29 protein-coding genes are annotated in these 26,215 nt (G+C 69.1%); 20 read left to right on the top strand and 9 right to left on the bottom strand.

The features are described 5' to 3' along the window. Genes flgC through C4N9_RS15115 form a run of 8 tightly spaced genes read left to right on the top strand, consistent with a single transcriptional unit; the run spans nt 1 to nt 4,275 of the window. A complete protein-coding gene (gene flgC / locus C4N9_RS15080) occupies nt 1-402 on the top strand; it encodes a flagellar basal body rod protein FlgC (RefSeq protein WP_109534173.1) in 402 nt (133 codons plus the stop codon). An 11-nt stretch (nt 403-413) separates the two neighbouring features. Beyond that, on the top strand, nt 414-701 hold the full coding sequence (gene fliE / locus C4N9_RS15085; RefSeq protein WP_109534174.1) for a flagellar hook-basal body complex protein FliE: 288 nt from the start codon (nt 414-416) through the stop codon (nt 699-701). Between the two features lie 14 nt (nt 702-715). Next, a complete protein-coding gene (locus tag C4N9_RS15090) occupies nt 716-982 on the top strand; it encodes a flagellar biosynthetic protein FliQ (protein WP_109534175.1) in 267 nt (88 codons plus the stop codon). A gap of 23 nt (nt 983-1,005) precedes the next feature. After that, the gene (locus C4N9_RS15095; protein ID WP_109534176.1) at nt 1,006-1,722 is read left to right on the top strand and encodes a flagellar hook-basal body complex protein; all 717 of its coding nucleotides are present in this window, start codon (nt 1,006-1,008) and stop codon (nt 1,720-1,722) included. Nucleotides 1,723-1,731: 9 nt separating this feature from the next. Next, entirely contained in the window at nt 1,732-2,517 is a 786-nt protein-coding gene (gene flgG, locus C4N9_RS15100; RefSeq protein WP_109534177.1) for a flagellar basal-body rod protein FlgG, read from the top strand. Beyond that, a complete protein-coding gene (flgA, locus tag C4N9_RS15105; RefSeq protein WP_109534178.1) occupies nt 2,517-2,942 on the top strand; it encodes a flagellar basal body P-ring formation chaperone FlgA in 426 nt (141 codons plus the stop codon). The genes flgG and flgA overlap by 1 nt, the downstream gene beginning before the upstream one ends. Nucleotides 2,943-2,953: 11 nt before the next feature. Next, a complete protein-coding gene (flgH, locus tag C4N9_RS15110; RefSeq protein WP_109534179.1) occupies nt 2,954-3,694 on the top strand; it encodes a flagellar basal body L-ring protein FlgH in 741 nt (246 codons plus the stop codon). A 14-nt stretch (nt 3,695-3,708) separates the two neighbouring features. Beyond that, complete coding sequence (locus tag C4N9_RS15115) at nt 3,709-4,275, top strand: flagellar basal body-associated protein FliL (RefSeq protein WP_109534180.1); 567 nt, start codon at nt 3,709-3,711, stop codon at nt 4,273-4,275. A gap of 67 nt (nt 4,276-4,342) precedes the next feature. Here C4N9_RS15115 and carB read toward each other — a convergent pair whose 3' ends face one another. After that, nucleotides 4,343-7,672, bottom strand: a complete 3,330-nt coding sequence (carB, locus tag C4N9_RS15120; protein ID WP_109534181.1) for a carbamoyl-phosphate synthase large subunit — start codon at nt 7,670-7,672, stop codon at nt 4,343-4,345. A gap of 243 nt (nt 7,673-7,915) precedes the next feature. Here carB and C4N9_RS15125 point away from each other — a divergent pair, with 243 nt between their 5' ends. Next, nucleotides 7,916-9,049 (top strand): aminodeoxychorismate synthase component I, encoded by a 1,134-nt coding sequence (locus C4N9_RS15125; protein WP_109534182.1) that lies wholly within the window; start codon nt 7,916-7,918, stop codon nt 9,047-9,049. After that, complete coding sequence (locus C4N9_RS15130; protein ID WP_245902579.1) at nt 9,010-9,615, top strand: aminotransferase class IV; 606 nt, start codon at nt 9,010-9,012, stop codon at nt 9,613-9,615. Before C4N9_RS15125 ends, C4N9_RS15130 begins: the two co-directional genes overlap by 40 nt. A 270-nt stretch (nt 9,616-9,885) precedes the next feature. Here the strand turns inward: C4N9_RS15130 and C4N9_RS15135 are convergent, their stop codons facing one another. The 4 genes from C4N9_RS15135 to C4N9_RS15150 all read right to left on the bottom strand — a co-directional run bounded on the left by C4N9_RS15135 (nt 9,886) and on the right by C4N9_RS15150 (nt 14,250). Continuing rightward, nucleotides 9,886-11,040, bottom strand: coding sequence for an iron-containing alcohol dehydrogenase (locus tag C4N9_RS15135; RefSeq protein WP_109534184.1), 1,155 nt, complete (start codon nt 11,038-11,040; stop codon nt 9,886-9,888). A gap of 130 nt (nt 11,041-11,170) precedes the next feature. Beyond that, nucleotides 11,171-12,538 carry a glutamine synthetase family protein gene (locus C4N9_RS15140; protein ID WP_109534185.1) on the bottom strand — a complete coding sequence of 456 codons (1,368 nt, stop codon included), beginning with the start codon at nt 12,536-12,538 and terminating at the stop codon, nt 11,171-11,173. Between the two features lie 9 nt (nt 12,539-12,547). Continuing rightward, the gene (locus C4N9_RS15145; RefSeq protein ID WP_109534186.1) at nt 12,548-13,381 is read right to left on the bottom strand and encodes an N-formylglutamate amidohydrolase; all 834 of its coding nucleotides are present in this window, start codon (nt 13,379-13,381) and stop codon (nt 12,548-12,550) included. Between the two features lie 104 nt (nt 13,382-13,485). Beyond that, nucleotides 13,486-14,250, bottom strand: a complete 765-nt coding sequence (locus C4N9_RS15150) for a prepilin peptidase (protein ID WP_109534187.1) — start codon at nt 14,248-14,250, stop codon at nt 13,486-13,488. 83 nt (nt 14,251-14,333) lie between these two features. On the opposite strand from C4N9_RS15150, the gene gspG reads away from it, so the two are divergent. Genes gspG through C4N9_RS15190 form a run of 8 tightly spaced genes read left to right on the top strand, consistent with a single transcriptional unit; the run spans nt 14,334 to nt 19,231 of the window. After that, entirely contained in the window at nt 14,334-14,828 is a 495-nt protein-coding gene (gene gspG, locus C4N9_RS15155) for a type II secretion system major pseudopilin GspG (RefSeq protein ID WP_109534188.1), read from the top strand. Beyond that, complete coding sequence (locus tag C4N9_RS15160) at nt 14,797-15,312, top strand: GspH/FimT family pseudopilin (protein WP_168192255.1); 516 nt, start codon at nt 14,797-14,799, stop codon at nt 15,310-15,312. The genes gspG and C4N9_RS15160 overlap by 32 nt, the downstream gene beginning before the upstream one ends. After that, complete coding sequence (gene gspI / locus C4N9_RS15165) at nt 15,297-15,677, top strand: type II secretion system minor pseudopilin GspI (protein WP_109534190.1); 381 nt, start codon at nt 15,297-15,299, stop codon at nt 15,675-15,677. Before C4N9_RS15160 ends, gspI begins: the two co-directional genes overlap by 16 nt. Further along, nucleotides 15,674-16,219, top strand: a complete 546-nt coding sequence (locus C4N9_RS15170) for a PulJ/GspJ family protein (protein WP_109534191.1) — start codon at nt 15,674-15,676, stop codon at nt 16,217-16,219. The genes gspI and C4N9_RS15170 overlap by 4 nt, the downstream gene beginning before the upstream one ends. After that, a complete protein-coding gene (locus tag C4N9_RS15175; RefSeq protein ID WP_109534192.1) occupies nt 16,216-17,082 on the top strand; it encodes a type II secretion system protein GspK in 867 nt (288 codons plus the stop codon). Before C4N9_RS15170 ends, C4N9_RS15175 begins: the two co-directional genes overlap by 4 nt. Nucleotides 17,083-17,085: 3 nt before the next feature. Next, nucleotides 17,086-18,255, top strand: coding sequence for a type II secretion system protein L (locus tag C4N9_RS15180; protein ID WP_109534193.1), 1,170 nt, complete (start codon nt 17,086-17,088; stop codon nt 18,253-18,255). Then, nucleotides 18,252-18,752 carry a type II secretion system protein GspM gene (gene gspM / locus C4N9_RS15185; RefSeq protein WP_109534194.1) on the top strand — a complete coding sequence of 167 codons (501 nt, stop codon included), beginning with the start codon at nt 18,252-18,254 and terminating at the stop codon, nt 18,750-18,752. Before C4N9_RS15180 ends, gspM begins: the two co-directional genes overlap by 4 nt. Continuing rightward, nucleotides 18,749-19,231 carry a hypothetical protein gene (locus tag C4N9_RS15190; protein ID WP_109534195.1) on the top strand — a complete coding sequence of 161 codons (483 nt, stop codon included), beginning with the start codon at nt 18,749-18,751 and terminating at the stop codon, nt 19,229-19,231. The genes gspM and C4N9_RS15190 overlap by 4 nt, the downstream gene beginning before the upstream one ends. A 6-nt stretch (nt 19,232-19,237) precedes the next feature. On the opposite strand, the gene C4N9_RS15195 is transcribed toward C4N9_RS15190, so the two are convergent. The 4 genes from C4N9_RS15195 to C4N9_RS15210 form a co-directional block, all read right to left on the bottom strand. After that, nucleotides 19,238-20,446: a type II secretion system F family protein gene (locus C4N9_RS15195; RefSeq protein WP_109534196.1), complete on the bottom strand. Its 1,209-nt coding sequence runs from the start codon at nt 20,444-20,446 to the stop codon at nt 19,238-19,240. Between the two features lies 1 nt (nt 20,447). After that, on the bottom strand, nt 20,448-21,884 hold the full coding sequence (locus tag C4N9_RS15200; protein ID WP_109534197.1) for a GspE/PulE family protein: 1,437 nt from the start codon (nt 21,882-21,884) through the stop codon (nt 20,448-20,450). Then, entirely contained in the window at nt 21,881-23,812 is a 1,932-nt protein-coding gene (locus C4N9_RS15205) for a secretin N-terminal domain-containing protein (protein WP_109534198.1), read from the bottom strand. Before C4N9_RS15205 ends, C4N9_RS15200 begins: the two co-directional genes overlap by 4 nt. 61 nt (nt 23,813-23,873) lie before the next feature. Beyond that, on the bottom strand, nt 23,874-24,851 hold the full coding sequence (locus C4N9_RS15210; RefSeq protein ID WP_109534199.1) for a hypothetical protein: 978 nt from the start codon (nt 24,849-24,851) through the stop codon (nt 23,874-23,876). Between the two features lie 168 nt (nt 24,852-25,019). Between C4N9_RS15210 and C4N9_RS15215 the strand changes: the two genes are divergently transcribed. Beyond that, the gene (locus tag C4N9_RS15215) at nt 25,020-25,544 is read left to right on the top strand and encodes an outer membrane protein assembly factor BamD (RefSeq protein ID WP_146195173.1); all 525 of its coding nucleotides are present in this window, start codon (nt 25,020-25,022) and stop codon (nt 25,542-25,544) included. A gap of 158 nt (nt 25,545-25,702) precedes the next feature. Then, nucleotides 25,703-26,206, top strand: a complete 504-nt coding sequence (locus C4N9_RS15220; protein ID WP_146195174.1) for a hypothetical protein — start codon at nt 25,703-25,705, stop codon at nt 26,204-26,206. Nucleotides 26,207-26,215 lie beyond the last annotated feature (9 nt).

Below are 26,215 nucleotides of genomic sequence, written 5' to 3' on the forward strand. Positions count from 1 at the left end.
ATGAGCGCGCTGTTCGATACCCTCGCGCTGTCCGCCTCGGGGATGCGGGCGCAGGCCCAGCGGCTGCGCCATGTCTCGGAAAACATCGCCAATGCCGACACGCCCGGCTACCACCGCAAATTCATCGATTTCCGGCCCGCCGCCATGCCGGGCGACGCGTTCGGCGACGAAAGCGGCGTGCGGCCCGGCCCCGTCCAGCTCGACCGCGCGGAACTCACCCGCGTGTACGACCCCGGCCATATCCTGGCCGACGAATCCGGCCATTACGATGGATCGAATGTCGATCTGATGGTCGAGATCGCAGACGCGCGCGAAGCGCAGCGTTCCTACGAGGCGAACCTCAGGATGTTCGATCAGGCGCGGCAAATGTCGCAAAGCCTGATCGGGCTTCTGCGCAGATAAGGAGACATCTCATGGACATTTCAGCCGCCTTCGCCGCCCGTTCCTACGGCGCGGCACGGCCCGCCACCCGCCCCGACGAGGCCGCCGGTCCCTCCGCCAGCGCGCAGCGCGCGGCCGAGGATTTCTCGCAGGTGCTTCAGCGGGCCGAAACCACCGCGCAACAGGCGATGACGGGCGACGCCGATCCCCACGCGCTGGTTTCCGCGCTGAGCGAGGCGCAGCTCGCGGTCGAAACCGCCGTCGCCGTGCGCGACAAGGTGGTCGAGGCCTATCTCGAAATCCTGCGCATGCCGGTCTGACAAGGGAGACGGCGATGACCGAGGTGGATTTCTACGACATCCTCCGGCAGGGGCTTTGGGTTTCGGTGGCGATGTCCGCGCCGCTTCTCGGGATCGCGCTGATCGCGGGGCTGGCCGTCGGGCTGTTTCAGGCCCTGACCTCGGTTCAGGAAATGACCCTTACCTTCGTCCCCAAGATCCTGGCCATGCTGGTCGTGTTCTGGGTGTCGATGAGCGCGATGACCGCGCTTCTGGTGGACTTCTTTCACCGTCAGGTCCTGCCCGTCGTGGCAGGGGGCTGACGCATCCGGAACGGAGAGACCGCATGGACAATGCCGGATACACCCAGCTCACGCGCCAGTCGGGCCTGCTGCGCGAGATACAGCTTATCGCCCACAACATCGCCAATCTGTCGACCACCGGTTTCCGGCGCGAGGGGCTGTTGTTCTCCGAATATGTCAGCGCGCTGGGCCACGAGGAAGAATCCCTGTCGATGGCGGCGGCGCGCGCGCATCAGACCTATCTGACGCAGGGGACGATGACGATGACGGGCGGAACGCTCGATCTGGGGATCGAGGGCGACGGGTTCTTCACCATCCAGACCCCGGACGGCGAGCGGTACACCCGCGCCGGCCATTTCACCCCCAACCAGGCCGGCGATCTGGTCACGCCCGACGGGCACCCGGTTCTGGATATCGGCGGCGCGCCCATCTTCATTCCGCCCGCGGCCGGCCAGATCGCCATCGCGCGCGACGGCACGATCTCGGCCGACGGGCAGCCATTGGCGCAGATCGGCCTGGTGGTGCCGGCCGAACAGGCCGATCTCAAGCGCGAAACGGGCGTTCTGCACCGGATCGACGGCGATGTCCTGCCGGTCGAGACGCCGGTCGTCCTGCAGGGTTTTCTGGAGGAGTCGAACGTCAACGCGATTTCCGAAATGGCCCGTCTCATCCAGGTCCAGCGCGCCTATGAGACCGGGCAGAAATTCCTCGACCGCGAGGATGAGCGCATCCGCAACGTGGTCCAGACCCTTGGCAAATAGGAGGTTCCGATGAGAGCCCTGCAAATCGCCGCCACCGGCATGAGCGCCCAGCAGATGCGGGTCGATACCGTGGCCAACAACCTCGCCAACATGTCGACCACGGGCTACAACGCCCGCCGGGCCGAGTTTGCCGACCTGCATTATCAGCAACATACGCGCGCGGGCACGATCAGCGCGTCGGATGGCACGATCGTGCCGACCGGCGTGCAGCTGGGGCTGGGCGCGCGTCCGGCGGCGGTGTCGATGATGGTGCAGCAGGGCGTGCTCAGCGCCACGGGCGGCGATCTGGATATCGCCATCGAGGGGCGCGGCTGGCTGGAGGTCACGCTGCCCGACGGGCGCGCGGCCTATACGCGCGACGGCTCGCTCAAGCGGACGGGCGAGGGGTTGATCGTCACCTCGGACGGCTACGAGGTCGCGCCCGGCATCACCATTCCCGCCGATGCGCGGCAGATCTCGGTCAATGCGCAGGGCGAGATCTACGCCTATTTCCTCGATCAGGTGCAGCCGCAGCTTCTGGGCCAGCTCACCCTGACCGGCTTCACCAACGAACGCGGGCTTGAAGCCTTGGGGTCGAACCTGTTCGTCGAGACCGAAGCCTCGGGGCCGCCGGTGCAATCGGTACCGGGCGAGGATGGCCTGGGCCTGTTGCGGCAGGGCTATCTTGAGGAAAGCTCGGTCGATCCGGTGCGCGAATTGACCGAGATGATCAAGGCGCAGCGCGGCTACGAGCTGAACGCCAAGGTCATCACCGCCGCCGACCAGATGCTCGCCGCGACGACGCAGGTGCGCTGATGCGCAGGCTCGCGCTCCCGCTGGCGCTTGCGCTCGGCGCCGCTCCGCCGGTCCCGGCCGAGGTCCTGCTGGCCGCCCGGACCCTGCGGGCGGGTACCCAGATCGCGCCCGGCGACGTCGTCGTCTCGCGCGAAGCCGCGGCGCCGGGCATAGCGCAGACCCCGGACGAGGCCATCGGACAGGAGGCGCGCGTCACGCTCTATGCCGGCCGGCCCATCCCTATCGGCAGCCTCGGCCCCCCCGCTCTGGTCGAGCGCAACGAGCTGGTCACGCTGGTCTTCCGGCAAGGCGGGCTCGATATCCGCGCCGAGGGGCGCGCGCTGGGGCGCGGCGCCGGGGGCGACACGATCCGGATCATGAACCTCGGTTCGCGCGCCACCGTCACCGGCACGATCGTCGAGCCGGGACTGGTCAGCGTACCGTGAAAGGAACCTCCATGCGTCTTGCCTTCCCGCTGACCGGGCCCCTTCTGGGCCTCGCCCTTATGCTCGCCGCCTGCAGCGATCTGGCCGAGGTGGGGCGCGCGCCCGAATTTTCGCCGCTGGTGCCGACGCTGGAACATCACGCGCTCTACAACGTGCCGCTGCCCGAGACGGCCGAGCGGCGCGGTTCCACCGACGCGGCGTCGCTCTGGACGGCCAGCCAGCGGTCGCTCTTCGGCGACCGGCGCGCGGCGCAGCCCGGCGATATCCTGACCGTGGTGATCGAGATCGACGATTCCGCGCAGATGACCAACTCGACCGGGCGGGGGCGGACCGGCTCGCAGAGCATGGGCGTCCCGCAATTCATGGGCCTGCCGCAGATCATCGACCGCAACCTGCCCGACGGCGCGACGATGGCCGATGCGGTCGGGTTCAACGGCACGACCAGCTTTCAGGGCCAGGGCAGTGTCAGCCGCAACGAACAGCTTGCCCTGCGCGTTGCGACCACGATCATCGAGCGTCTGCCCAACGGCGTGCTGCGCATCGAGGGCAGTCAGGAGGTGCGCGTGAACCACGAACTGCGCGAGCTGATCGTCACCGGCTATATCCGCCCCGAGGACATCTCGCGCCGCAACGAGATCGCCTATGACCGCATCGCGGGCGCGCGCATCAGCTATGGCGGGCGCGGCACGATCAGCCAGATGCAGCAGCCGGGTTACGGCCAGCAGATCACCGATATCATCCTGCCGTTCTGAAGGGAGCCGGGCCCATGATACGCAAGCTTGTTCCCGTTCTTTTGCTTCTTCTCGGCCTGGGGCTGGGCGCTGGCGCGGGGATCTTCCTCAGACCGGCCCCGTCCGAAGCGGTGGCGCATGACGGGGGCGATGCCGGCCACGGTGCCGGCTTCGGTGCCAGTTCCGGTGGCGGAACGGAAGCGGATGGCCATGGCGCCGCCGATGATCACGGGGATGGCGCTTCCGGTGGCGACGGGCATTACACGCCAGAAACCGGCCCGACCGAGACGGTGCGGTTGCCGAACCAGTTCGTGGTTCCGGTGCTGCATGACGGGCGGGTCGAGGCGCTGGTGGTGATCGGGCTCGCGCTGGAGATGCGGACGGGGCATGCCTTCGATCTGGCCACCGACGAGCCCCGGCTGCGCGCCGCGCTTTTGCAACTGCTGTTCGATCACGCGAATATCGGCGGCTTCGACGGGTTGTTCACCTCGGGCGAGGTCCTGCTGTCGCTGCGCCGCGCGCTGGTGACGACCGCCCGCGGCGAGGTCGGCCCGGATGTGCAGGACGTGCTGATCACCGAGCTGTTGCGGCAGGAAAGCTGAACGCGGCGACGAAAAACGCCCGGGCAGCATTCTGCACCGGGCGTCAATCTGGGTCTTGGACCGCGGCTCAGCCCTGAAGCGTGCGCACCCCGTAGCCCTCGCGCCGGGCCATCATCGCCTGCGTCGCGGCAATGGCGCCCGCGGCGGTGGTGAAATAGGGGATCTTGTCCATCAGCGACACCCGGCGGATGTCGCGGCTGTCGGCGACCGCCTGCGTGCCCTCGGTGGTGTTGAACACCAGCGCGATCTCGCCGTTCTTCAGCCGGTCGACGATGTTGGGACGGCCTTCATAGACCTTGTTCACCGCCGTGGCCTCGATTCCTTCGGCTTTCAGCCAGCGCGCGGTGCCGCCGGTCGCGACGATCTCGAACCCCATGCCCGCGAGGTCGCGCATGGCGCCGGCCAGCGCCGCCGTCTTGTCGTCATCGCGCACCGAGACGAAGACCCGCCCCTCTTCGGGCAGATGCGTGCCGGCTCCCATCTGCGCCTTGAGGAAGGCGAGGGCAAAGGAGCGGTCCCAGCCCATGACTTCGCCGGTCGAGCGCATTTCCGGGCCCAGGAGCGTATCGACGCCCGGGAAGCGGGCGAAGGGCAGCACGGCTTCCTTGACCGAGAACCACGGCGTGATCGGATCGGCCAGCGTATCGGGGTTGGCCAGGGGCAGCGGTGTGTCCGGGCCGACGCCTTCGGGATAGGGCGCGCGCAGCGGGAAATTCGCCATCGGCTCGCCCGCCATCAACCGCGCGGCAATCGACGCGATGGCCGAATCGGTCGCCTTGGCCACGAAAGGCACCGTGCGCGAGGCGCGCGGGTTCACTTCCAGGACGTAGATCACCCCGTCCTTGATCGCGAACTGCACGTTCATCAGGCCCACGACGCCAAGTTTCAGCGCCATCTTCGTCGCCTGATCCTTCATCTCGTCGACCAGAGCGGGGGACAGCGAATGCGGCGGCAGGCAGCAGGCGGAATCGCCCGAATGGACGCCCGCTTCCTCGATATGCTCCATGATGCCCGCGACATGCACGGTCTTGCCGTCCGACAGCGCGTCGACATCGACCTCGATGGCGCCGGCCAGATAGCTGTCCAGCAGAACCGGGTTCTTGCCCGAGACGTCCACCGCCGTCCGGATGTAGCGCTTGAGCTGGTCCATGTCGCGCACGATCTCCATCGCGCGCCCGCCCAGCACGTAAGACGGCCGGATCACCAGCGGGAAGCCGATTTTCTCGGCGATGGCAATGGCTTGCTCGTCGGACGAGGCGATGCCGTTGATCGGTTGCTTCAGCCCCAGCTCGTTGAGCATCTGCTGGAACCGCTCGCGGTCCTCGGCCAGGTCGATCGCGTCGGGCGAGGTGCCCAGGATCGGGATCCCTTCGGCGGCCAGTTCGTTGGCCAGCTTCAGCGGCGTCTGGCCGCCGAACTGCACGATCACGCCGTGCAGCGTACCGTTGGTCTGCTCGACCCGCAGGATCTCCATCACATGCTCGATGGTCAGCGGCTCGAAATACAGCCGGTCCGAGGTGTCGTAATCGGTCGAGACCGTCTCGGGGTTGCAATTGACCATGATGGTCTCATAGCCCGCATCCGTCAGCGCGTAGCAGGCATGGCAGCAGCAATAATCGAACTCGATCCCCTGGCCGATCCGGTTGGGGCCGCCGCCCAGGATGACGACCTTCTTGCGGTCCGAGGGGCGCGCTTCGCATTCCACGTCGCCCATCGCGGGGACTTCGTAGGTCGAGTACATGTAGGGCGTCTGCGCTTCGAACTCGGCGGCGCAGGTATCGATGCGCTTGAAGACCGCGTTGACCCCGGCCGAATGCCGGGCCGAGCGGATCTCGACCTCGGGCTTGCCGGTCAGCGTGGCGAGACGGGCATCGGTGAAGCCCATCATCTTGAGCTGCCGCAGCCCGTCGGCGTCACCGGGCAGGCCGTCCTTGCGCACGGCCTCTTCGGCCTCGACGATCTCGCGGATGCGGGCCAGGAACCACGGATCGAATTCGGTGACGTGCTGGATATCGTCATCCGACATGCCGTGGCGCATCGCCTGGGCGATCACGCGCAGCCGGTCGGGGGTCTTCTCGCTCAGCGCCTTCGACAGCACCGCCTTGTCGGGCGCGCCGGGGATATCGATCTCGTCGAAGCCCGACAGCCCGGTTTCCAGCGAGGCCAGCGCCTTTTGCAGCGATTCGTGGATCGTCCGGCCAATCGCCATCGCCTCGCCCACCGATTTCATCGCGGTGGTCAGCTCGGGCGTGGAGCCGGGGAATTTCTCGAAGGCGAAACGCGGGATCTTGGTGACGACATAATCGATGGTCGGCTCGAACGAGGCGGGCGTGACCTTGGTGATGTCGTTGTCAAGCTCATCCAGCGTGTAGCCCACCGCCAGCTTCGCGGCGATCTTGGCGATCGGGAAGCCGGTGGCCTTGGAGGCCAGCGCCGAGGACCGCGACACGCGCGGGTTCATCTCGATCACGACCATGCGGCCGTCTTTCGGGTTGATCGCCCATTGCACGTTCGAGCCGCCGGTCTCGACCCCGATCTCGCGCAGCACGGCGATCGAGCCGTTGCGCATGATTTGGTATTCCTTGTCGGTCAGGGTCAGCGCGGGTGCCACGGTGATCGAATCGCCGGTATGCACGCCCATCGGATCGACGTTCTCGATCGAGCAGACGATGATCGCGTTGTCCGCCTTGTCGCGGACAACCTCCATTTCGTATTCCTTCCAGCCCAGCAGGCTTTCATCCACCAGGACCTGCGCGACGGGTGACGCTTCAAGGCCCGAGCGCACGATGGCCTCGTAATCATCGCGGTTATAGGCCACGCCGCCGCCGGTGCCGCCCAGCGTATAGGCCGGGCGGATGATCGCCGGCAGGCCGATATGCTCGAGATCCAGCATCGCCTGGCTGACGCCGGCATTGATGTCGTATTTGCCGTTGGCCAGCTTGGGCGCGGCCACGATGGTCGCCTTGGGGTTTTCCAGCCCGATCCGGTCCATCGCCTCGCGGAACAGCTTGCGGTCCTCGGCCATCTCGATGGCCTCGCGATTGGCGCCGATCAGCTGCACGCCAAAGGTTTCCAGCACCCCCATATCGGCCAGCGCCAGCGCGGTGTTCAGGCCGGTCTGCCCGCCCATCGTCGGCAACAACGCATCGGGGCGCTCGGCCTCGATGATCTTGGCGACGACTTCGGGGGTGATCGGCTCGATATAGGTGGCATCGGCGAGCTGCGGATCGGTCATGATCGTGGCCGGGTTCGAGTTGACCAGGATGACCCGGTAGCCTTCCTCGCGCAGGGCCTTGCAGGCCTGGGCGCCGGAATAGTCGAACTCGCAGGCCTGGCCGATCACGATGGGCCCCGCTCCGATGATCATGATGGACTTGATATCGGTTCTTTTCGGCATGGCGGACCCTTTCCAGCGCGGCGCACGGGACGTCGGGCCCGGTGCTGCGGATTCGTGCTTCAAGCAAATTGTGCGGGGTTTAGGCGAGCGCGCGCCGCCGCGCAACCCCGGTTCGGCATCGCCCGGGCGGGGGGCTGGACGAGCCGGTGATCGTCGGGGGACGCGGGGTCTGTATCCCGCCGCGCAACCGTGCTACGCGCCGCCGCAGCATCACGCAGGCGCGTTGCCAGTCGCGGAAATCGCATGATCCTCATCGAACACGGTCCGGCGGGACAGCCCGCCCTTTTCGAGCAGGCCGCGCACCTCCTGGTGGCGCGGGACGCGGCAGAACTGCTGCCGGTGCTGGAACGGGCCGAGGCCGCGCGGCAAGCCGGCGCCTGGGTTGCGGGGTGGCTCGCCTACGAGGCGGGATACGCGCTCGAGCCGCGTCTTGCGCCGCTCCTGCCGCAGGGGGCGGGGCCGCTGGCCGTCCTGGGGCTTTTCGAGGCGCCGCGCGACGCCGGCCCGCTTCTGACCCGGGCGGCGTCCGAAGCCGACGAGGCGCAACTCGCCCCCCTCGTGCCGATGATCGACGAGGCCGCCCATGCCCGCGCCATCGACCGGGTGCTCGAGTACATCGCGGCGGGCGATTGCTACCAGATCAACCTCACCTTCCCGCTGACCACCCGGCTGGAACGCGGCACCGCGCTGGGGCTCTACGGTGCGCTCCGGCAGCGCCAGGCGGTGGGCTTCGGCGCGCTGGCCGATCTCGGCGCAGGCCCGGTGCTGATCTCACGCTCGCCCGAATTGTTTTTCCGAACCGAGGGCGCGCGGATCGAAAGCCGCCCGATGAAGGGCACCCGCCCGCGCGCCATCGACCCGGTCGAGGATGCGCGGCTGGCGGAGGACCTGCGCCAATCGGTCAAGGACCGCGCCGAGAACCTGATGATCGTCGACCTCTTGCGCAACGACATCGCGCGCATCGCGCAGCCGGGCTCGGTCCGGGTGCCCGAGCTTTACGGCATCGACAGCTTCGCCACCTTGCACCAGATGTCATCGACCGTTGAGGGCCGGTTGTTGCCGGGCGCGGGCCTGCCCGGCCTGATGGCGGCCTTGTTCCCCTGCGGCTCGATCACCGGCGCGCCGAAAATCCGCGCGATGGAGATCATCCGCGCGCTGGAACCCCATCCGCGCGGCGCCTATTGCGGCGCCATCGGCTGGGCGGGCCCGGACGGATCGCAAGCTTGGTCGGTGGCGATCCGCACGCTGTCGCTCGATCCGGGCGGCGCGATCACCTTGAATGTCGGCGGCGGCATCGTGCACGATTCCACCGCCCGGGGGGAATGGGAGGAGGCGCTGTGGAAAGCCGCCTATGCGGGGCCGGTGATCCCGGCCTGACGCTCTTCGAAACGATGTACTGGGACGGCAACAGCGTGCCGCGCTGGCCGCTGCACCGCGCCCGGCTGGCGCGGGGCGCCGCGGCGCTGGGGTGGCGCCTGCCCGAGGTCACGCCGGCCGGTCCGCCCGAGCCGGCGCGCCTGCGCCTCGCGCTCGATGCCGAGGGGCGGGTCGATTTGCAGGCCGGCCCCTTGCCGCCGGCGCGCGATCTGTGGCGGCTGGGCCTGTCCTCCGAGCGGCTGCACTCGGACGATCCCTGGCTGCGGGTGAAATCGTCGCGCCGCGCGCCCTATGACCGCGCCCGCGCGGCGATGCCCGCGGAACTGGACGAGGTGCTCCTGCTCAATGAACGCGGCGAGGTCTGCGAGGGCTCGATCACCACGCTGTTCTTCGACCGTGGCCGGGGCATGCGCACGCCGCCCCTGTCCTGTGGTCTGCTGCCCGGAATCCTGCGCGCCGAGATGGACGTTCCCGAAGAAGTGCTGCTGCCCGAAGACCTGCCACGCGTGTCGCTCTGGGTCGGCAATGCGCTGCGCGGTCTCTGCCGGGCGGTCTGGGTCGGCTGAGGGCGGCGGGGGGCTTTGCCCCCCGCTTCGCTCCCCCCAGGATATTTGTGGCGTAAAGATGCGCGCGTTTACGCTTTATCAAGATTGCCGCGCGATCATGGCAGAGCGGTACAGGCGGGGACGCCGATGACCGCGCGTGAAGATGGTGACGTGTCCCGTGCGGGCACGTCACTTTTCCGGGCGCGTCGCCTCTCCATCTTTACGCTCCAAATATCCCGGGGGGTGAGGCCGCAGGCCGAGGGGGGCAGCGCCCCCCTTCTGCCGGTCGCGTCAGAGACACGTCTCGAACAGCGCGCGGGTGTTTTCGGCCGTCATGGCGACCGGGTTCCCGCCGCAGGACGGATCCTCCAGCGCCATCGCCGTCAGCGTTTCGAGATCGGGATCCGTCACCCCCAGCGCGGTCAGGTCGGCGGGGATCGACAGCATCTCGCGCAAATCCATCACCGCCGCGCGGAACCCGTCGAAACCGTCTGAAATGTCCAGATAGGCGGCGGCGCGGGCCAGGCGGTCTTCGATGGCGGGGCGGTTGAAATCCAGCACCATGGGCATGACCACCGCATTCGTGGTGCCGTGATGGGTGTTGTAGACCGCGCCCAGCGGGTGGCTCAGCGCGTGGATCGCGCCCAGCCCCTTCTGGAAGGCCACGGCGCCCATCGCGGCGGCCGACATCATGTGACCACGGGCGGTCAGGTCCTCGGGCGTGGCATAAGCGCGGGCGAGGTTCTCGAACACCAGCCGCATCCCTTCCAGCGCGATCCCCTGGCTCATCGGGTGGTAATGCGGCGAGCAATAGGCCTCGAGGCAATGCGCCAGCGCGTCCATGCCGGTGCCGGCGGTGATCGCGGGCGGCATGCCGACGGTCAGCGCGGGGTCGCAGATCGTCACGGCGGGCATGAGCCCGGGGTGGAAGATGATCTTCTTGCGATGCGTCGTGGCATCGGTCAGCACGCCCGCACGCCCCACTTCCGAGCCGGTCCCTGCCGTGGTCGGCACGGCAACGATCGGCGCGATGGCGGCGGCGTCGGCGCGGGTCCACCAGTCGCCCACGTCCTCCAGATCCCAGACCGACAGCGCGGCGGGCTGGCCCGCCATCAGCGCGATCATCTTGGCGAGGTCCAGCGCCGAGCCGCCGCCGAAGCCGATCACCCCGTCATGGCCGCCCGCGCGGTAGGTCTCGATCCCGGCTTTCATGTTGTCTTCGGTCGGATTGGCATCGACCCCGGAAAACACCGCCCGGCCCAGCCCGCCTGCGTCGAGCGCATCGAGCGCCTGCGCGGTGATCGGCAGCGCGGCGAGCGCGCGGTCGGTGACGAGCAAGGGCGCGCGGATGCCTGAAGCGCGGACATGCTGCGGCAGTTCAGCGATCCGGCCGGCGCCGAATTTCACCGAGGTGGGATAGGACCAGTTCATCGGGGGCAGGGTCATCGTGCTTCCTTCGCGGGTTTCCGGATTGGGGCCACAGAGTCGCGCGCCCGTCCAGAGCGGCAGGGCGCGCGCCGGGCTTCGTCCCATCGGCGCGCGTCCGGCGGCACGCGGTCGTGCCGGGCCTTGTGCGTCACGCCCGTTCCAGCCCGCGCTGCAGCTCGAAATCGGTGACGACGCGGTCGGCTTCGGAGAGTTCCCAGCGCGCGGCATGGACATAATGGTCGACGACGTCGTGGCCGAACGCGGCGCGCGCCCAGTCCGAGTTTCCGGTCAGGTCCGCGGCCTCGCGCAGGGTGGCGGGGACTTCGCGCAGGCCGTCCGTGGCGTACATGTCGCCTTTCTGCTCGGGCTCCAGCGCGAGCTTGCGCTCGATTCCGTCGAGCCCGGCTGCCAGCAGTGCCGCGCAGGCGATATAGGGGTTCAGATCCGCGCCGCCGATCCGGCATTCGACCCGCACGCCCTTGGTCCCCGCGCCGCAGACGCGGAAGCCCGCGGTGCGGTTATCGGCGGACCACACGGCCTTGGTGGGGGCGAAGAGGCCCACGCAGAAGCGCTTGTAGCTGTTGACATAGGGCGCGAGGAACAGCGTCAGCTCGCGCGCATGCGCCAGTTGCCCGGCAAGGTAATGCCGCATCAGCCCGGACATGCCGTGCGGGCCGTCCGGATCGGCAAAGGCGGGCGTGCCGTCGAGTGTCCAGAGCGATTGATGCACATGGCTGGACGAGCCCGCGCGGTCGGTCCGGTACTTGGCCATGAAGGTCACGGATTGGCCCTGCGCATGGGCGATTTCCTTGGTCGCGGTCTTGATGATCGCGTGGTTGTCGGCGGTGGCGAGTGCCTCGCCGTAGCGCACGTTGATCTCGGCCTGTCCGATCTCGGCTTCGCCCTTGGTGCATTCGACCGGGATGCCCGCGCCGTAAAGACCGTTGCGCAGGGCGCGCATCAGCGGTTCTTCCTTGGTGGTCTGGAAGATGTTGTAATCCTCGTTGTAGCCGGCGACGGGCTGCAGGTCGCGCGGACCCTGCGCGCGGAAGGTTTCGTAGCTGTTCTCGAAGACGAAGAATTCCAGCTCGCTCGCCATCTTCGCCTCGAACCCCATCGCCCTGGCACGGGCGATCTGGCGCTTGAGGATCGCGCGGGGCGATTGCGGCACGTCCTGATGGGTGGCGTGGTCGAGGATGTCGCACAGGACCAGCGCCGTTCCGTCAAGCCACGGCACCCGGCGCAGGGTGGCCAGGTCGGGTTTCAGCACGTAGTCGCCATAGCCCTGTTCCCAGCTTGCGGTCTTGTAGCCCGGGACCGTCCACATCTCCATGTCGATGGTCAGCAGGTAGTTGCAGCAATGCGTTTCCTCATGCGCCGATTCAAGGAAATGCGCGGCGTGGAAACGCTTGCCCATCAGCCGCCCCTGCATGTCGACGGCGGCCACGATGATGGTGTCGATCGTGCCTGCATCGAAGGCTTCGGCCAGTTGTTCCAGCGTCAGGTTACCGCTCATGGGATCCTCTCATCTCAGCGCGTTCGCCGCGCGCAGGGCCTGCGTCAGGATCGGCGCAAGGCGCTCGGCCATGGCCTTCTGCGCGGGGGCGTCGGCGATCAGGTCGTTGCGGATTTCCAGCATCGTGTTGGGCAACCGCAGGGGGACGGCGTGCAGGCGGATCGTATGCGTCACGTCGCCGGCGGCCGAATAGGGTTCGTTGAGCCGGGTTTCCAGCCCGCTGCCCTGCGCGGCCTCGATCACGGCAAGGCTCAGCGTCGGATCCTCGTCATGGATCACGCCGAATTCCACCCTGCGGGTCTCGCCGTGATAAACCGGGGTGAAGGAATGCACGGCGATCAGCGCGGGGCGGCGGCCAAGCGCCACGAGCCGGGCGATTTCTGCGGCGAGCGAGGCGTGGAAGGGCAGGCAGATCGCCTCGGTCCGGGCGAGCCGGTCGGCGGGGGTCAGGTCGCGATTGCCGGGGATGTCGTGGATTTCCGACCGCGGCGGCATCGCGCCCGGATGATCGGGCGCGCGGTTGAGGTCATAGGCCAGCCGCGACAGCGGCGCCGTGACCAGAAGCGCGCCGCCGGTTTCGGGCGCCAGCCGCGCGGCCAGCCCCCGCGCCAGCCCGGCCGCGCCGATGTCATAGGCCGCGTGCGACAGGCGGGCCGCGTCGCTCAGCCCCAGATCGCCGCCCAGCTGCGGGTATCCCTCGGGCAAGGCGTTCGAGGCATGTTCGCAGATCACCACCAGCCCGGCGGGCGCCGGATCAAGGCCGGGCGTGCCATTGGCGCGCCAATGCTCGACGATGGCGTCGAAACGCGGATGCGAGGTGGTCGACAGGGTATCAGGGGGCATCGGTGGGGCCTTGGTCGGGACGTCCGGGCAGCGTCCGTGCCCGTCGCGGAAGTGTCAAGCATTTGCGGGGCTTTGCCGCCTGTTCATGGCCGAATGCGCACGTCTCAGACGAAACCGGGCAAGAGTGCCACCAAGACCCCCGACAAGGCCAGCGCCGCGCCGAACGGCACGCGCCCCAGCCGCCGCATCGCGCGCCCCTTGCGCCGCGCGCGCAAGAGCGACAGCGCCAGCGTCGTCCCGGCGGCGAACAGCACGACCAGCGGCAGACGCGGCGCGCCCAGCGCCAGTCCCAGCGCGGCCAGCAGGAAGACATCGCCCAGCGCCATGCCCTCGCGCCCGGTGAGGCGGAAATACGCCTCGCGGATCGCCCAGAACACGCCGCCGCCGAGGGCCGCGCCCAGGATCGCGGTGCTGGCGCGCTGGGCCAGGGGGGGCCAGGCGTAGCCATCGCCCGCCAGCGCCACCGCAAGGCCAAGCAGCGCGGCGGCGGCCATCAGCGGCTCGGGCAGGCGAAACCAGCGCAGATCGGCCACGGCGAGCGCCAGAAGCGACCACATCCACAATCCCAGAAGCAGCGCGCGCAGGGGATCGGGGGCGACCCAGGCTGCCGCAACCCCCATCGCGGCACCAAGGATCTCGGCTTGCCACAGGACCGACGGGATCTTCACGCCGCAATGCCGGCAGCGTCCGTTCAGCAAAGGCCATGACAGAAGCGGCACCAGGTCCGCCGCCGCCAGCGCAGTGCCGCAGCCCCGGCAATGCGACCGGGCCGCGACGAAGGGCTCGCCCCGTACCAGCCGCTCGGCCACCAGGGCGGCGAAGGATCCCATCGCCGCCCCCAGAAGTCCCAGAACGATCATCAACCCCATGCGAGCGCTTCCCGTCGCGGTTGCCGAGGCCCCGGCACGGGGATAGGGTCTGAGGAGAGCATTGGAACTCGCAGGTTTCCCGAATGACGTTTCGCGTCCCCTTTAACCCCAAATCGACTTTGTACACCAAGAAAAGACGCCCCGGGCGGCGGTTGCGCCGCGATGCCGGTCTGACGCTGATCGAGCTGATGGTGGTGGTCGTCATCCTTGCGCTTCTGGCCGTGGTGATCGTGCCCCGCGTCATCGACCGGCCCGACCAGGCCCGCGCGGCGCGGGCGCAGTCGGATATCGCGGCGATCGGCTCGGCGCTCAATCTCTACCGGCTCGATACCGGCAGCTACCCGACGACCGATCAGGGCCTTGCCGCTTTGGTCAGCCGTCCGACCGTCGCGCCGGTACCGCAGAACTGGGCTGATGGCGGCTATCTCGAGCGCGTCCCCGAAGATCCCTGGGGCCGCGCCTATCTCTATCTGGCGCCGGGCGTGCACGGGCCCTATGACCTCGTGAGCTATGGCGCGGACGGGCGCAGCGGGGGAACCGGGGCCGATGCGGACATCACCAGCTGGCAGGGCGAATAACGCGGTCGGTGCCGTCCGGGGCGTGACGCTGATCGAGCTTCTGGTCGTGGTGACGATCATGGCGGTGCTGGCGCTGGGCGTCGGCCTGTCCGCCGGGGGGCTGTTCGCGCCGCGCGGCGGCGTCTCGACCGCCGACCAACTGACACAGGCGGATCTGCGGGCGCGCGATGCGGCAGTTCTGGGGCGCGCGCGGATCGGGATCTACCCGCGCCGCGACGGCTGGATCATGGCGCGCCGCGATGACGCGGGGCGCTGGCAGCCCGAGGGTGCGCCGCTTCGCGTGGCCGATGCGCGGCTGACATGGCAGGTCGACGGGCGGCGCTATCTGCCGGGCCTGTCCGAGCCCGGCACGCGCGAGGCGCCGCCCGTGCAATTCGCACCGGATGGCGGCAGTACCGGCTTTTCCCTGCGCGTCGAACAGGGCCGTGACCGCCTTGACTGCGACGCCGAAGCCGGGCGGAGGCTGGAATGCGGCCTCCGATGACGCCCCGCCGGCGCCCGGCCCGGGGGTTCACCCTGATCGAACTGGCGGTCGCGGTGGCGATCCTCGCCATCGGCACCGTCGCGGCGTACCGGAGCTTCGATCAGGCGCAGCGCGGGATCGGCGGGCAGCTGGACCGGACGCTCGCCACCGAGGTCGCGCTCAACCGCGCGGCCGAGCTTCGGCTGGAAGGAATGCGTGCGGGCCGCTCGCTGCCGGGCACCGAACCGATGGGCGGTATCGGCTGGGCGGTCGACGTCACCGAGGCGGCCACGGCGGGTGGCCTGATCGAGGCCACGATCCTTGTGACCGCCGACGAGCGCCCGGGTGCCCGCTATGTCGTCGTCGTTCCCGAGGCGCGGCCATGAGCGCGCGGCGCGGCAACCGGGGCTTCACGCTGATCGAATTGCTGGCCGCGATGGCGATCCTGGCCGTCGTCTCGGTCATGGCGGTTCAGGCGCTGAGCGGCGTGTTCTTCCAGCGCTCGGTCCTGACGCGAGTCGATGACGAGGCGGCGGAGCTGACGCGCGCCCTGTCGCTGCTGCGGCAGGATCTGGAAGCGATCGTGATCGCCGAGCCCGAGGATTCCCGGACGCAGGCCCTGCGGGAGACGCGCGGCACCATAGGCTGGGCGCGTGGCGGGCTGGCGGCGATCCCCGGCGACGGCGCCGGGCGCTTCGGCGCGGTGGAATGGGCGCTCGACGGTGAGTTGCTGACACGGCGCGTCAACCGCGCGGATACCGATCCGCCAAACGAGGCCGGGGCGCGAACTGTCCTGACCGGCGTGACCGCGTTCACGATCACCGCGCTGGGCACGTCGGTGGCGTCCGTCCCCGCCATCGCCAGCGGCTACGAGGCCCGGCTGGAAACCCGCCGCTGGGGCGCCCTGCGCGTCGTGGTGGCGCCATGAGCGCAAGGCGTCCTCCGGGCCGGATGCGCGGCGTGGCGCTGATCCAGGCGCTGCTGATCGTGGCGGCCATCGCGGCGGTCGCGGTCGCGCTGCTGGTGCGCGTGGACCGGGCGCAGGAACGGTTGCAATGGCGCGCGACCTCGGAACAGGCGGCGCTGTACCTGGCAAGCGGCGTCGAATTCCTGCGCAGTTCCCTGCCGCGCGAAACGGTGCATGAAGGACAGGACTGGGCGCAGACACGCGCCCCGCTCGACATCGACCGCGGCACCTTGGGATGGGCGGTCAGCGATCTGCAGGGCCGGTTCAACCTCTCTTTGCTGCAAGAGGACGAAGGCGAGGTTTTCGCCGCAGCCTTTGCCCGTCTCGCTGCCGAGGCGGGGCTGTCCGAGGGGGCGGCCCGCGCGATGATCGACCGGATCGCCGGGATCGAGGGGCCGCTGCCGCTGATCCTGCCCGACCTTCTGGCCGAGGATCTGGACGCGTCGGAGCTGGACGCCTGGGAGACCCTGCGCCCGCAGATCGCCGCCTGGACCGGGCTGCCGATGAACATCAACACATTGCCGCGCGCGGTGCTCGACGCCCTTCTGCCCGAGATCCCCGCCGAGCAACGGCGCCTGATCTTTCAGCGCGTGCGCGACGAGCCGGTCGACGAGATCGACGAGCTGATGAACTGGGCCATGCCGCAATTGGGCGAAGCGGCGGCGCAACAATTGACGGCCCTGCCGCTCTCGGGGCAATCACGGCTGTTCGCCGCCGAACTGGAAGCGCGCCTTGACAGCGTGACTCTGCGTCGGTCAGTTGTGATCGATACCGGCGCGCCCGAGGGCGACAGCGCCGTCCGTTTGTCCTTGCCTGGGCCCTGACGCATGACCGAACCCGCCCCGATACGGCGTCGCCGCGCCTCCGTGCCCGCGCTCTGGCGGATGGGGACGGACACGCCGCCGCCGGCGGGCGCCTTCGTGGCGCTGGTGCCGGGGGCCGATGCGCCGCTGATCGCGCTCAGCCTGCCCGCGACGCTGAAAGGCGCCGCGCGCGAGGATGTCGCGCGACGGCAGGCGCAGGACCGGCTGGGTGGCGGGCTGGATGTGCGCCCCGCGCGGCTGGGCCGGGCCGAGGACTGGAGCCGCGTCGCCGTGGCCGAGCGTGCCGCCGTGCTGCGCTGGCGTGCGGCCATCGGCGCGGCGATGCCCCGCTGCCGGGCGGTCCTGCCCGATTTCCTGGCCCTTCCCGCCGCGCCCGGCCTGTGGACGGTCGAAGCCGACCGCGACGGCGTGCGCGCGCGTCTGGGGCCGGGCGACGGGTTCAGCGCGGAACATGCGCTGGCAGGCAGGATGCTGACGCTGGCGCTGTCCGAGGCCCGCGCGGCGGGCAATGCCCCGCGCGCCGTGCTGCTGACGGGCGAGACCTCGGGCGCCTTCGCCGATCTGTTCGACGGCATCGACATCCTGCGCGACGCCTCGGACCTGCCGGCAGACCGGGCGCCCGCGATCCTGGGCCATGACGAGCTTGCCGTCGATTTCCTGCGCGACCCGCAGGCCGATGCCGACCAGATCGAGACCCGCCTGCGCCGCGTCGTCTGGCCCGCCGCACTGGTGGTGATCGGTGCGCTGTCCTGGGCCGGGGCGCAGGCGCTGGCGATGCGCAACGACCGGGTCGAGGCGCTGGCGCTGCAGGACCGCACGCTGGAAGCGGTCCGGCGCGATATCCTGCCCTCGGGGCCGATCCTGGATCTGGAACTGCAGGTGATGCAGGCCATCGAGCGGCGGCGCAACGCGGGCGGCGATACGGCCGCGCCGGAAACCCCGTTGGAGACGTTGCGCCGCGCCGCGCCGGTGCTGGCCGGGGTCGAGCTGGTCACGGTGTCGATGGCGACGGACGGGCTGTCGGTCGAAGTGCGCGTGCCCGATTTCCAGTCGCTCGACGCGTTGTCCGAGGCGCTGGCCGACGCCGGGATCGCCGCCCGCATCGCGCAATCGGCCACCGATGCCGAAGAGGGTGGGGTCGGCGCGACGCTGGATCTGGAGGCGGGAACATGATCGCGGCGCTCGCCCGTCTCCTCGCCCGTCGTTCGAAGCGCGAGCGCACGCTTCTGGCGCTTCTGGCGCTGGGCGCAGTGCCGGTGGCCTTCGTGGGGCTGGTCGCGCTGCCGCTGATCGAGGCGCGGGCCGCCGCGCGGGCAGAGCTGGACGCCGCGCGCGCGACCCGCGACTGGTACGCGGCCCGTCAGGTCGAGATCGCGGCTTTGCCCGCTCCCGACACCGCCGCGCCCGCCACCGAGCCGCCCGCGCCTGTGGGGCTGGGCGGGATCGAGGCGCGGCTGATCGCGGCGGATCTGCGCGACGCGGTCAGCCAGCTGGCCAATGCGCCCGACCGGGGCGTGCGCCTGTCCTTTGCCGAAGCGCCCTTCGCGGGGGTCATGGATTGGGTCGATGCGCTGGGCGACGGCTCGGGCTACCGGGTCGCGGCGCTGACCTTCGAGCGGGTATCGCCCGGTCTGATCGATGCCGAGATCCGGCTGGAGCCGCTGCGATGATCCGTGCCCTTGCCCTTGTCCTTGGCCTGCTGATCGGGCTGTCGCTGGCCGCGCTCTATGCCGGAACGCTGGGCCATCTGAGACAGGCGAACCTGCCGCTGCCGGGCTGGACCGACACGCTTGACGCCGGCTCGCGGGTGATCGAGGGGCGCGGCACGCTGAACGGTGCGGCGCTGACTTGGCGGGCGACGGGGCTCGACGGGCTGCGGCTGTCGCTCAGCGGCCCCGACTGGCAGGTGCAGGGGCAGGGGATGCCGGGACCGGGCGGGCTTGCCGTTTCGGACCTGTCGGGGGTTCTGCCACTCGGCGTCCTGGGGGCGGGCGAGGGCGCGCTGGTGATCGAGGCGGGCCTGCTGGACGTCGCGTTTGACGGCACGCTGCGCGAGGGCCGGATCGACGGCACCGCGCGCGGGTCGGATCCCGAGGGGGCGGTAACGCTGGTGCACGAAAACGGCGGCTGGATCTTGTCGGCGCGCTGAGCAGGCTCAGCCGTTGACCAGCGCCTGCATGTCGAAAATGGGCAGCAGGATCGCCAGGACGATGGTCAGCACCATGCCGCCCACGATCACCATCGAGGCCGGCTCGATGATCACCGAGACGCGCTTGCGCTCGGTCCTGAGCCAGCTTTCCGCCAGCACCGCCGCGCGTTCCGTCATCGGTCCCAGCCGGGCCGAGGCCTCGCCCGCCTGCACCAGTTGCCGCGCGACGGGATGCAGGAAGGGCAAGCGAGCCAGCGCCTGGCTGACGCTTTCGCCCCGGCGCAGCGCCTCGCCCGCCTCGTCCGCATGGGCGCGGTAGCTGGCGATGTCCAGCACACCCGCCGAGAAGCGCAGGGCCTCGGTCAGCGGCAGGCGGGAATTGATTACCACGGCCAGCGTGCGCAGGTATTGCGCGGCCGAGGCCATGCGCAGGAAACGCCCGATCAGCGGCGTGCGCAGCAAGATCTCGTCGCGCCGGTTGCGCAGCGAAGGGGTGCGGTTGATCGTCATCACCGCGAAGACCAGAAGCACGCCGATCACCAGCTCCAGCACCCAGTTGTCGCGGATCCAGTCGACGATGCCCATCACGGTGACGGTCAGCGGCGGCAGCGGGCGGCCCGAGCCTTCGAACATCGACACGATTTCGGGCGCCACGGTGGTCATCAGGATGGCGCAGACCACCACCGCGACCACGGTCACGAAGGCCGGGTAGATCAGCGCCGAGGTGATCGCCGCGCGGTCGCCGGCGCTGGTTTCCAGATGCTCGGCCAGGGTCTTGAACACGGCGGCCAGATCGCCCGATTGTTCGCCCGCGCGCACGGCGGCGGCGTACCACGCGGGCAAGGCGCCGCCCGCACGGTCCAGCGCATCGGCCATGCTTTCGCCCTGCATGAGGCCCGCGCGGGCCTCGGCGGCGAGCTTTTCGATCCGCGCGGCCCCGGCGGCGCCCTGAACCGCTTCCAGTGCCGCATCCGCGGCAAGCCCGGCCCCCAGCAACACAGACATCTGCCGGGTGAAGACGGCCAGCAGGTCGCGGTCGACCTTGCGCTCGCGCCGGCGGGTTCGGGTCTGTGTGACGGCCTGCGCTTCCAGCGACGAGGGCATGAGGCCCAGCTCGCTCACCCGTTGTGAGGCCGTCGCTTCGTCTTCGGCCACGACCATGCCGCGCCGGCGTTTGCCCTCGGGCGTGTAGGCGGTATAGGCATAGGTGCGCATTTCACGCGGTCTCGCCCAGAACGCGGCGCACCTCGGCGGGCGAGGTCTGGCCCTCGGCCACCAGCGCCAGCGCGGATTGCATCAGCGACGGCCGCTCGCCCGCCGCTTCGCGCAGCCGCACTTCGGATGCGTCGCTGTCGATCGCGGCCCGCAGCTTTTCGTCGATTTCCAGGATGTCATAGACGCCGACCCGGCCGGAATATCCGGTGCCGTCGCAGGCCTCGCAGCCCTGCGCGTGGTGGATCTGCGCGGGGGCGGGGACATTGTGCAGCCGGAACAGCGCGGTATCCTCGGGCGTGGGCGCCTCGGCTCTGGCGCATTTCGGACAGAGCCGCCGCACCAGCCGCTGGGCCAGAACGCCCCGCAGCGTGGCGGAAATCAGGTAGCCCTCGACCCCCAGTTCGCGCAGCCGCACCACCGCCGACAGCGCGGTATTGGCGTGCAGCGACGAGAAAACGAGGTGCCCGGTCAGCGCCGCCTCGCTGGCGGTCTGCGCGGTTTCGCCGTCGCGGATCTCGCCCACCAGGATGACGTCGGGATCCTGCCGCAGGATCGAGCGCAAGCCGCGCGCGAAGGTCAGGCCGATATCGGGATTGACCGGGGTCTGGCTGATGCCGGGCAGGTCGTATTCGACCGGGTCCTCGACCGTCAGGATCGTGCGCTCGCGCCGGTCGGCGAGCCTGAGCAGCGAATAGAGCGTCGTGGTTTTCCCCGAGCCGGTCGGCCCGGTGGCCAGGATGATTCCGTTGGGCAGCGCCGCCAGCCGGTTCAGCCGCGCCGCGTTTTCCGGGGACAAGCCCAGCCGGTCCAGCTCCATCAACCCGCCCGAGCGGTCCAGAAGACGCATCACCACCCGCTCGCCATGATGGCCGGGCAGGGTGGACAGACGCACGTCGATGGCCCGTCCGCCCAGCCTGAGCGCGATGCGCCCGTCCTGCGGCAGGCGCGTTTCGGCGATGTCGAGGCCCGACATGACCTTCAGCCGCGACACGACGCGCTTGGCGGGCACGTCGCGGCGGTCGAAGACGGTCTGCATCGTGCCGTCGATGCGCATTCGCGCGCGCAGGCCGGATTCGTGCGGTTCAAGATGAAGGTCCGAGGCCGAGCCGCGCACCGCCTGCCGCAGAAGCTGGTTCACCAGCCGGATCACCGGCGCGTCCTCGGGATCTTCCAGAATGTCCCGCGCGGTCTGCCTGGTGGTGTCTTCAAGGTCGAAGGCGACTTCCTCGCCCTCTTCGGTGCCGGAATCGTAGAGCCGCGACAGGCGGTGCTGGAACGTGTCCAGGTCCAGCATGTCGGGCGCCAGAGCCGCGCCCGCCGCGCGCCGGGCCGCGCGCAGGCCGTTCATCGTGGCCTCGGGGCCTGCCAGCAGGGTCGTGTCATCCAGCGCGACCTGATTGTCGCGCGCAAAGGCAAGGGGAAGCCGCGCCCCGCTCATTGCCCGACATCGACGTTCAGCCGCGGCGGCAGCGGCGGGAACAGACGGTCGCGCACCGCTTGATCGACATAGGTCTGATCGAAGGGCTGGTTCAGATCGACCCCGTCGAAGGGAAAGCCGGTGCGGCGCACATCGGGGTAAAGCCCGGCATTCGAGCGCGGCATGATCTGGCGGCTGAGCGCCTCGCCCTCGCGCGCGATCTCGCGGGTGATGCGCTGCGCTTCGGTTTCGCTGCGCACGACACGCGGGCGCAACATGATGAGCAACACGCGCTGGCCCTCTTGCACCGAACGCCCGCGGAACAGCTGGCCCACGACGGGAATGGCGCTGAGCCCCGGCACGCGCTGGTTCTGCGAGGTCGAATTGTCCTCGATCAGGCCGCCGAGGATGATCACCTCGCCGTCGCCCACCAGAGCATTGGTCGACAGCCGGCGCCGTGCCGTGATCTCGCCGCCGGCAGCCGAGGTCGAGCCCGTCAGGTTCGACACTTCCTGCGCAATCGCCATGCGCACGGTGGCATCGTCGGTGATCTGCGGCGTCACCGTCAGCGTCAGGCCCACATCCTGCCGTTCGATGGTCTGGAACGGGTTCTCGGCCGAGCCGCCCTCGGTCGAGGAGTACTGCCCGGTCACGAAGGGCACGTTCTGTGCCACGACGATCTCGGCTTCCTGGTTGTTGAGCGTCAGCACGGCGGGGGTCGACAGTAGCCGCGTCGTGCGCTCGCGCGCGATGGCGGTGATGAGCGCGGCGAAATTGCCGTCGTTGTAGCCGATGAAGCCGCCATTGCCGGGATTGGGCGTACCCCCGGCCATGGCCGAGGCGATCAGCGTGATCAGCGACGAGCGTCCGTCCATCGAGAACGAGGTACCGCCGCCGATGGCCTGATTGAGAAGCCCGCCGAACTGCACGGACAGGTCGCTGAAATTCTCGGCCGAAATCTCGAAGATCACCGCTTCGATCAGCACCTGCGACGGGCGCACGTCCAGCGCCTGCACGGCCCGCGCAATCGCCTCCATCCGTTCGCGCGGCGCGGTGATCAGAAGCGAGTTCGATTGCGGTTCGGCCACCACGGTGACGCCGTTGGTGCTGCCTTCGCCCTCTGCGCTGCCGCCCATGGATTCGCGTACCACCTCGGCCAGCTCGGTCGCCTGCGCATAGTTCAGCCGCACCACGCGCGAGGTCGGACCGACCTGCGGACGGTCCAGTTGCATGACAACGCTGCGAACCCGGTCGCGGTATTCCGACGGACCCGAGACGACGATGGCATTGCCGCCCGCATCGGCGGCGACGCTGCCCGCCCCGGTGGTCGAGGGCAGGGCGGTCTGCAGCACGCCGATCAGTTCCGAGGCGACGGCATGGTTCAGGCGGATCGTTTCGACCGAGCGGTTGCTGGCCTGACCCAGCCGGGCGACAAGCTGCTCGATCCGGCCGATATTCTCGCGCCGGTCGGACAGGATCAGCAGCCCGGCCGAGGGCACGGGCGTCAGGATCGCCTCAGGCGGGACAAGCGGCTGGACGACTTCGAAGACTTCGGCCAGATCCTCGGTCGGAACCGGGATCACCCGGGTCACAAAGGCGCCGCCCGCGCGGCTGACCGTCGTGCCGGGCGCCAGACCCGGCGCGGCGCGCATCGGCACGATCCGGTCGATGCCCTCGCCCTCGACAATCGCCAGGCCGTTGAGCTCCAGCACGTTGAGGAAGATTTCGTAGCTTGCCGCCGGGCTGACCGGCACCGGGGCGAAGACCGAGACCGACCCCTGAACCTGCGGATCGATCAGGAAGTTGCGGTTGGTCTGTTCGCTGACCAGCTGGATATAGCTGCGCAGATCGACATCGCGCAGATCCAGCCGGATCTGCGCCCTGACCGCCCCCGCGACCGAGGTCAGCGCAAGAACGGCGACAATAAGAAGGGCGGCAAGTCGGTTCATGGCGCGATTGTTTCCGTATCCTCGGCAGATTCAACGTGAATGGGCAGGTTTCCGCAAAAAATCAACGGCCAATACCCATCAGGCGGCTGTCGGGGGGCTGGGACGGTCCGGCATCGGGAAAGCCGCCATAGGTTTCACCCCCGGGCCCGCCCGGAACGCCATAGGACGGATCGCCCGGATCCTGCGCGTAAGGGTCCTGCGTATAGGGATCCTGAGCGTAGGGATCTTGGGCGTAGGGATCCTGCATGTAAGGATCCTGCGCATAGGGGTCCTGCTGATAAGGGTCCCCGGCATACGGATCCTGTGTGTAGGGGTCGCGGCCATAGCTCTCGCCGCGCCCGAACGGGTCGCGCCTGTCGCGTCCGAACGGGTCCCCGCCCGGAGCCCCCTCGCCGGGCGGTTCGGTCAGGTCGATCGAACGCGATCCGCCGGGGGGGCGCCTTTCCAGCCGGGGACGCGGTTCCTCGTAGCGCGACACATCGACGGGACCGGCATTCTCGGCAAAGTCGATGATCGCCTGTTCGCCGAACACGTCGATCACCAGTCCGTCGCGCGTCACGGCAAGGATTTCGAACCCGTCGGGCAGGATGTCGCCCTGGCGGAAGATCTCGATCCCGTTGCGGCCTTCGACCAGCGCGAAGGCGTCGCCCTCGGCATCGTTGACGATGAGCCCGCGCAGCCGGATCGTCGACAGATCGACGGATTCACGCGGATCGGGCGGGGGCGCGACGGGTTCGGGCTCGGCCGCGACCGGCGTCTCGACCGGCGTTTCGGGAAGCGTGCCGAAAAGCGGGGCCCAGCCGGTTTCGGGTTCCGTGTCCAAGCCGGGGCCCGCAACGCCCGGAGCCGGGGTCGAGGCGACGTCGCTGATCGCGGGCAAGGGCGGGATATCGGGCGCCGGGGCCAGAAGCGCCAGCGCAACGAGGCCCAGCCCGAACCCGGCCACGATCCCCGCCGGAAGCAGCGCCAGCGCCGGTGCCCGCCCGCCGGAAGCGCGGGACGCGAACGCGGCGCGTGCGGTGCCGGTGGCCGTAATCATGCGCGATGAGCCTCTGTTGCCCCAGAATTCTCTGTCCCCCGGTCCGGTGGTCTGCGCAGGGAAGCCCGTCTCAGGGGCGTCGGCGAACCAGTTGAAAACCGAGGGGTGTTTTTCTGGACATTATCAGGCGCACTGCATAGAATGAAATCACAAAAGCAGGTGAGAGTAGTGCTCAGAACCGTCACGTCCAGAAGCGTCCGGCTGGCCTTGTGCTCGGCTCTCGCTCTCGCCAGCTGCGAGGCAGCGGGCACCATGGCGGGGGGCGGTCCGCAATCGGATTACCTGGTGGCGCGGCAGGCGCTGGAAACCGGCAATTACGACATCGCGATCCGCCATTACGCGCGCCTGATCGAAAGCGTCGACGCCAATTCCGCGGCGCGTCTGCAGCTTGAATATGCCCATGCCCTGTTGCGGGCCAACCAGTATTTCCAGGCGATCACGGTGGCCGACGTTCTGATCCAGCGGCATGACGGGTCGATCCGCGCCTCGGCGCTGGCCGTCCGGGGCACCGCGCGCCACGAAGCCGCGCGTGAACGTCTGGCGGCAGGTTTGCGCGACGGCGATACGCGTGCGCTGCTGGTCTCTGCGCAGAACGACATCAACGCTTTCGTCGCGCAGGAAGGCACGCTGGACAGCACCGGCTCGATGCGCGCGCGGGCCAGTCTGATCACGCAGGATCTGCAATCGGTCTGACCTCGTGCCCGAGGCGCCCCGAGGCGCTCCCGGGGCGGGCGTTCGCGGTAACGCCCAAAATTTACCTTAAAATTACGTGAAGCCGTCGAAATTTGGCCGCGATCCGCCACCAGTCTGGCGCCCTGATTTGGGTAGTATCTGGTGACAAGGGTAACGGTATGACGGCAATTTCCCCAAAGGCCCGTTGGCGGGCCTCGTTCCCCGTTTGGGCAAGCCTTGCCCTCGGCGCGGGCGCGGCAACGCCGGCCATCGGCATGACCGAATTGCTGGGCGGCGGCTATCTTGTGGCGCAAAACAACATCTGCGCGCAATTTGGCTGGGCCGGCACGCATCAGGTGCTGGCGCGGCTGCAGCCACAGGGCGCGCCCGGCAATGAACGCAACGTCTCGCAGATGTCGCTGCTGTTCGGTACCGGCACGGTGTCCTTCACTTTCAACAACAACGGCCGCTATCGCAGCACGCAGGTGATCGATACCGCGGCCTATGTCTGGAACGGGCCGGTCATGCCCGCCGATCCGACCATGTCCTTCAGCTGGTACTATTACGGCGACATTCCCGGGCGCTGGGATCAGGAGCTCGATCAACTGATCATGGAATTTTCCAATTTCAACGAGCACGAAGGCTGCGACATGATTGCCTATCTGTCGCTGCATCGTCCCTGAGCCTCAGCA

Origin of the sequence: Pararhodobacter marinus (assembly GCF_003122215.1) — a bacterium.
Classification (GTDB): domain Bacteria; phylum Pseudomonadota; class Alphaproteobacteria; order Rhodobacterales; family Rhodobacteraceae; genus Pararhodobacter; species Pararhodobacter marinus.

Bases quoted from the DNA above. Each gene is read 5' to 3' on its own strand.
- flgC (WP_109534173.1), top strand. From the start codon at position 1: ATGAGCGCGCTGTTCGATACCCTCGCGCTGTCCGCCTCGGGGATGCGG.
- fliE (WP_109534174.1), top strand. From the start codon at position 414: ATGGACATTTCAGCCGCCTTCGCCGCCCGTTCCTACGGCGCGGCACGG.
- C4N9_RS15090 (WP_109534175.1), top strand. From the start codon at position 716: ATGACCGAGGTGGATTTCTACGACATCCTCCGGCAGGGGCTTTGGGTT.
- C4N9_RS15095 (WP_109534176.1), top strand. From the start codon at position 1,006: ATGGACAATGCCGGATACACCCAGCTCACGCGCCAGTCGGGCCTGCTG.
- flgG (WP_109534177.1), top strand. From the start codon at position 1,732: ATGAGAGCCCTGCAAATCGCCGCCACCGGCATGAGCGCCCAGCAGATG.
- flgA (WP_109534178.1), top strand. From the start codon at position 2,517: ATGCGCAGGCTCGCGCTCCCGCTGGCGCTTGCGCTCGGCGCCGCTCCG.
- flgH (WP_109534179.1), top strand. From the start codon at position 2,954: ATGCGTCTTGCCTTCCCGCTGACCGGGCCCCTTCTGGGCCTCGCCCTT.
- C4N9_RS15115 (WP_109534180.1), top strand. From the start codon at position 3,709: ATGATACGCAAGCTTGTTCCCGTTCTTTTGCTTCTTCTCGGCCTGGGG.
- carB (WP_109534181.1), bottom strand. From the start codon at position 7,672: ATGCCGAAAAGAACCGATATCAAGTCCATCATGATCATCGGAGCGGGG.
- C4N9_RS15125 (WP_109534182.1), top strand. From the start codon at position 7,916: ATGATCCTCATCGAACACGGTCCGGCGGGACAGCCCGCCCTTTTCGAG.
- C4N9_RS15135 (WP_109534184.1), bottom strand. From the start codon at position 11,040: ATGACCCTGCCCCCGATGAACTGGTCCTATCCCACCTCGGTGAAATTC.
- C4N9_RS15140 (WP_109534185.1), bottom strand. From the start codon at position 12,538: ATGAGCGGTAACCTGACGCTGGAACAACTGGCCGAAGCCTTCGATGCA.
- C4N9_RS15145 (WP_109534186.1), bottom strand. From the start codon at position 13,381: ATGCCCCCTGATACCCTGTCGACCACCTCGCATCCGCGTTTCGACGCC.
- C4N9_RS15150 (WP_109534187.1), bottom strand. From the start codon at position 14,250: ATGGGGTTGATGATCGTTCTGGGACTTCTGGGGGCGGCGATGGGATCC.
- gspG (WP_109534188.1), top strand. From the start codon at position 14,334: ATGACGTTTCGCGTCCCCTTTAACCCCAAATCGACTTTGTACACCAAG.
- C4N9_RS15160 (WP_168192255.1), top strand. From the start codon at position 14,797: ATGCGGACATCACCAGCTGGCAGGGCGAATAACGCGGTCGGTGCCGTC.
- gspI (WP_109534190.1), top strand. From the start codon at position 15,297: ATGCGGCCTCCGATGACGCCCCGCCGGCGCCCGGCCCGGGGGTTCACC.
- C4N9_RS15170 (WP_109534191.1), top strand. From the start codon at position 15,674: ATGAGCGCGCGGCGCGGCAACCGGGGCTTCACGCTGATCGAATTGCTG.
- C4N9_RS15175 (WP_109534192.1), top strand. From the start codon at position 16,216: ATGAGCGCAAGGCGTCCTCCGGGCCGGATGCGCGGCGTGGCGCTGATC.
- C4N9_RS15180 (WP_109534193.1), top strand. From the start codon at position 17,086: ATGACCGAACCCGCCCCGATACGGCGTCGCCGCGCCTCCGTGCCCGCG.
- gspM (WP_109534194.1), top strand. From the start codon at position 18,252: ATGATCGCGGCGCTCGCCCGTCTCCTCGCCCGTCGTTCGAAGCGCGAG.
- C4N9_RS15190 (WP_109534195.1), top strand. From the start codon at position 18,749: ATGATCCGTGCCCTTGCCCTTGTCCTTGGCCTGCTGATCGGGCTGTCG.
- C4N9_RS15195 (WP_109534196.1), bottom strand. From the start codon at position 20,446: ATGCGCACCTATGCCTATACCGCCTACACGCCCGAGGGCAAACGCCGG.
- C4N9_RS15200 (WP_109534197.1), bottom strand. From the start codon at position 21,884: ATGAGCGGGGCGCGGCTTCCCCTTGCCTTTGCGCGCGACAATCAGGTC.
- C4N9_RS15205 (WP_109534198.1), bottom strand. From the start codon at position 23,812: ATGAACCGACTTGCCGCCCTTCTTATTGTCGCCGTTCTTGCGCTGACC.
- C4N9_RS15210 (WP_109534199.1), bottom strand. From the start codon at position 24,851: ATGATTACGGCCACCGGCACCGCACGCGCCGCGTTCGCGTCCCGCGCT.
- C4N9_RS15220 (WP_146195174.1), top strand. From the start codon at position 25,703: ATGACGGCAATTTCCCCAAAGGCCCGTTGGCGGGCCTCGTTCCCCGTT.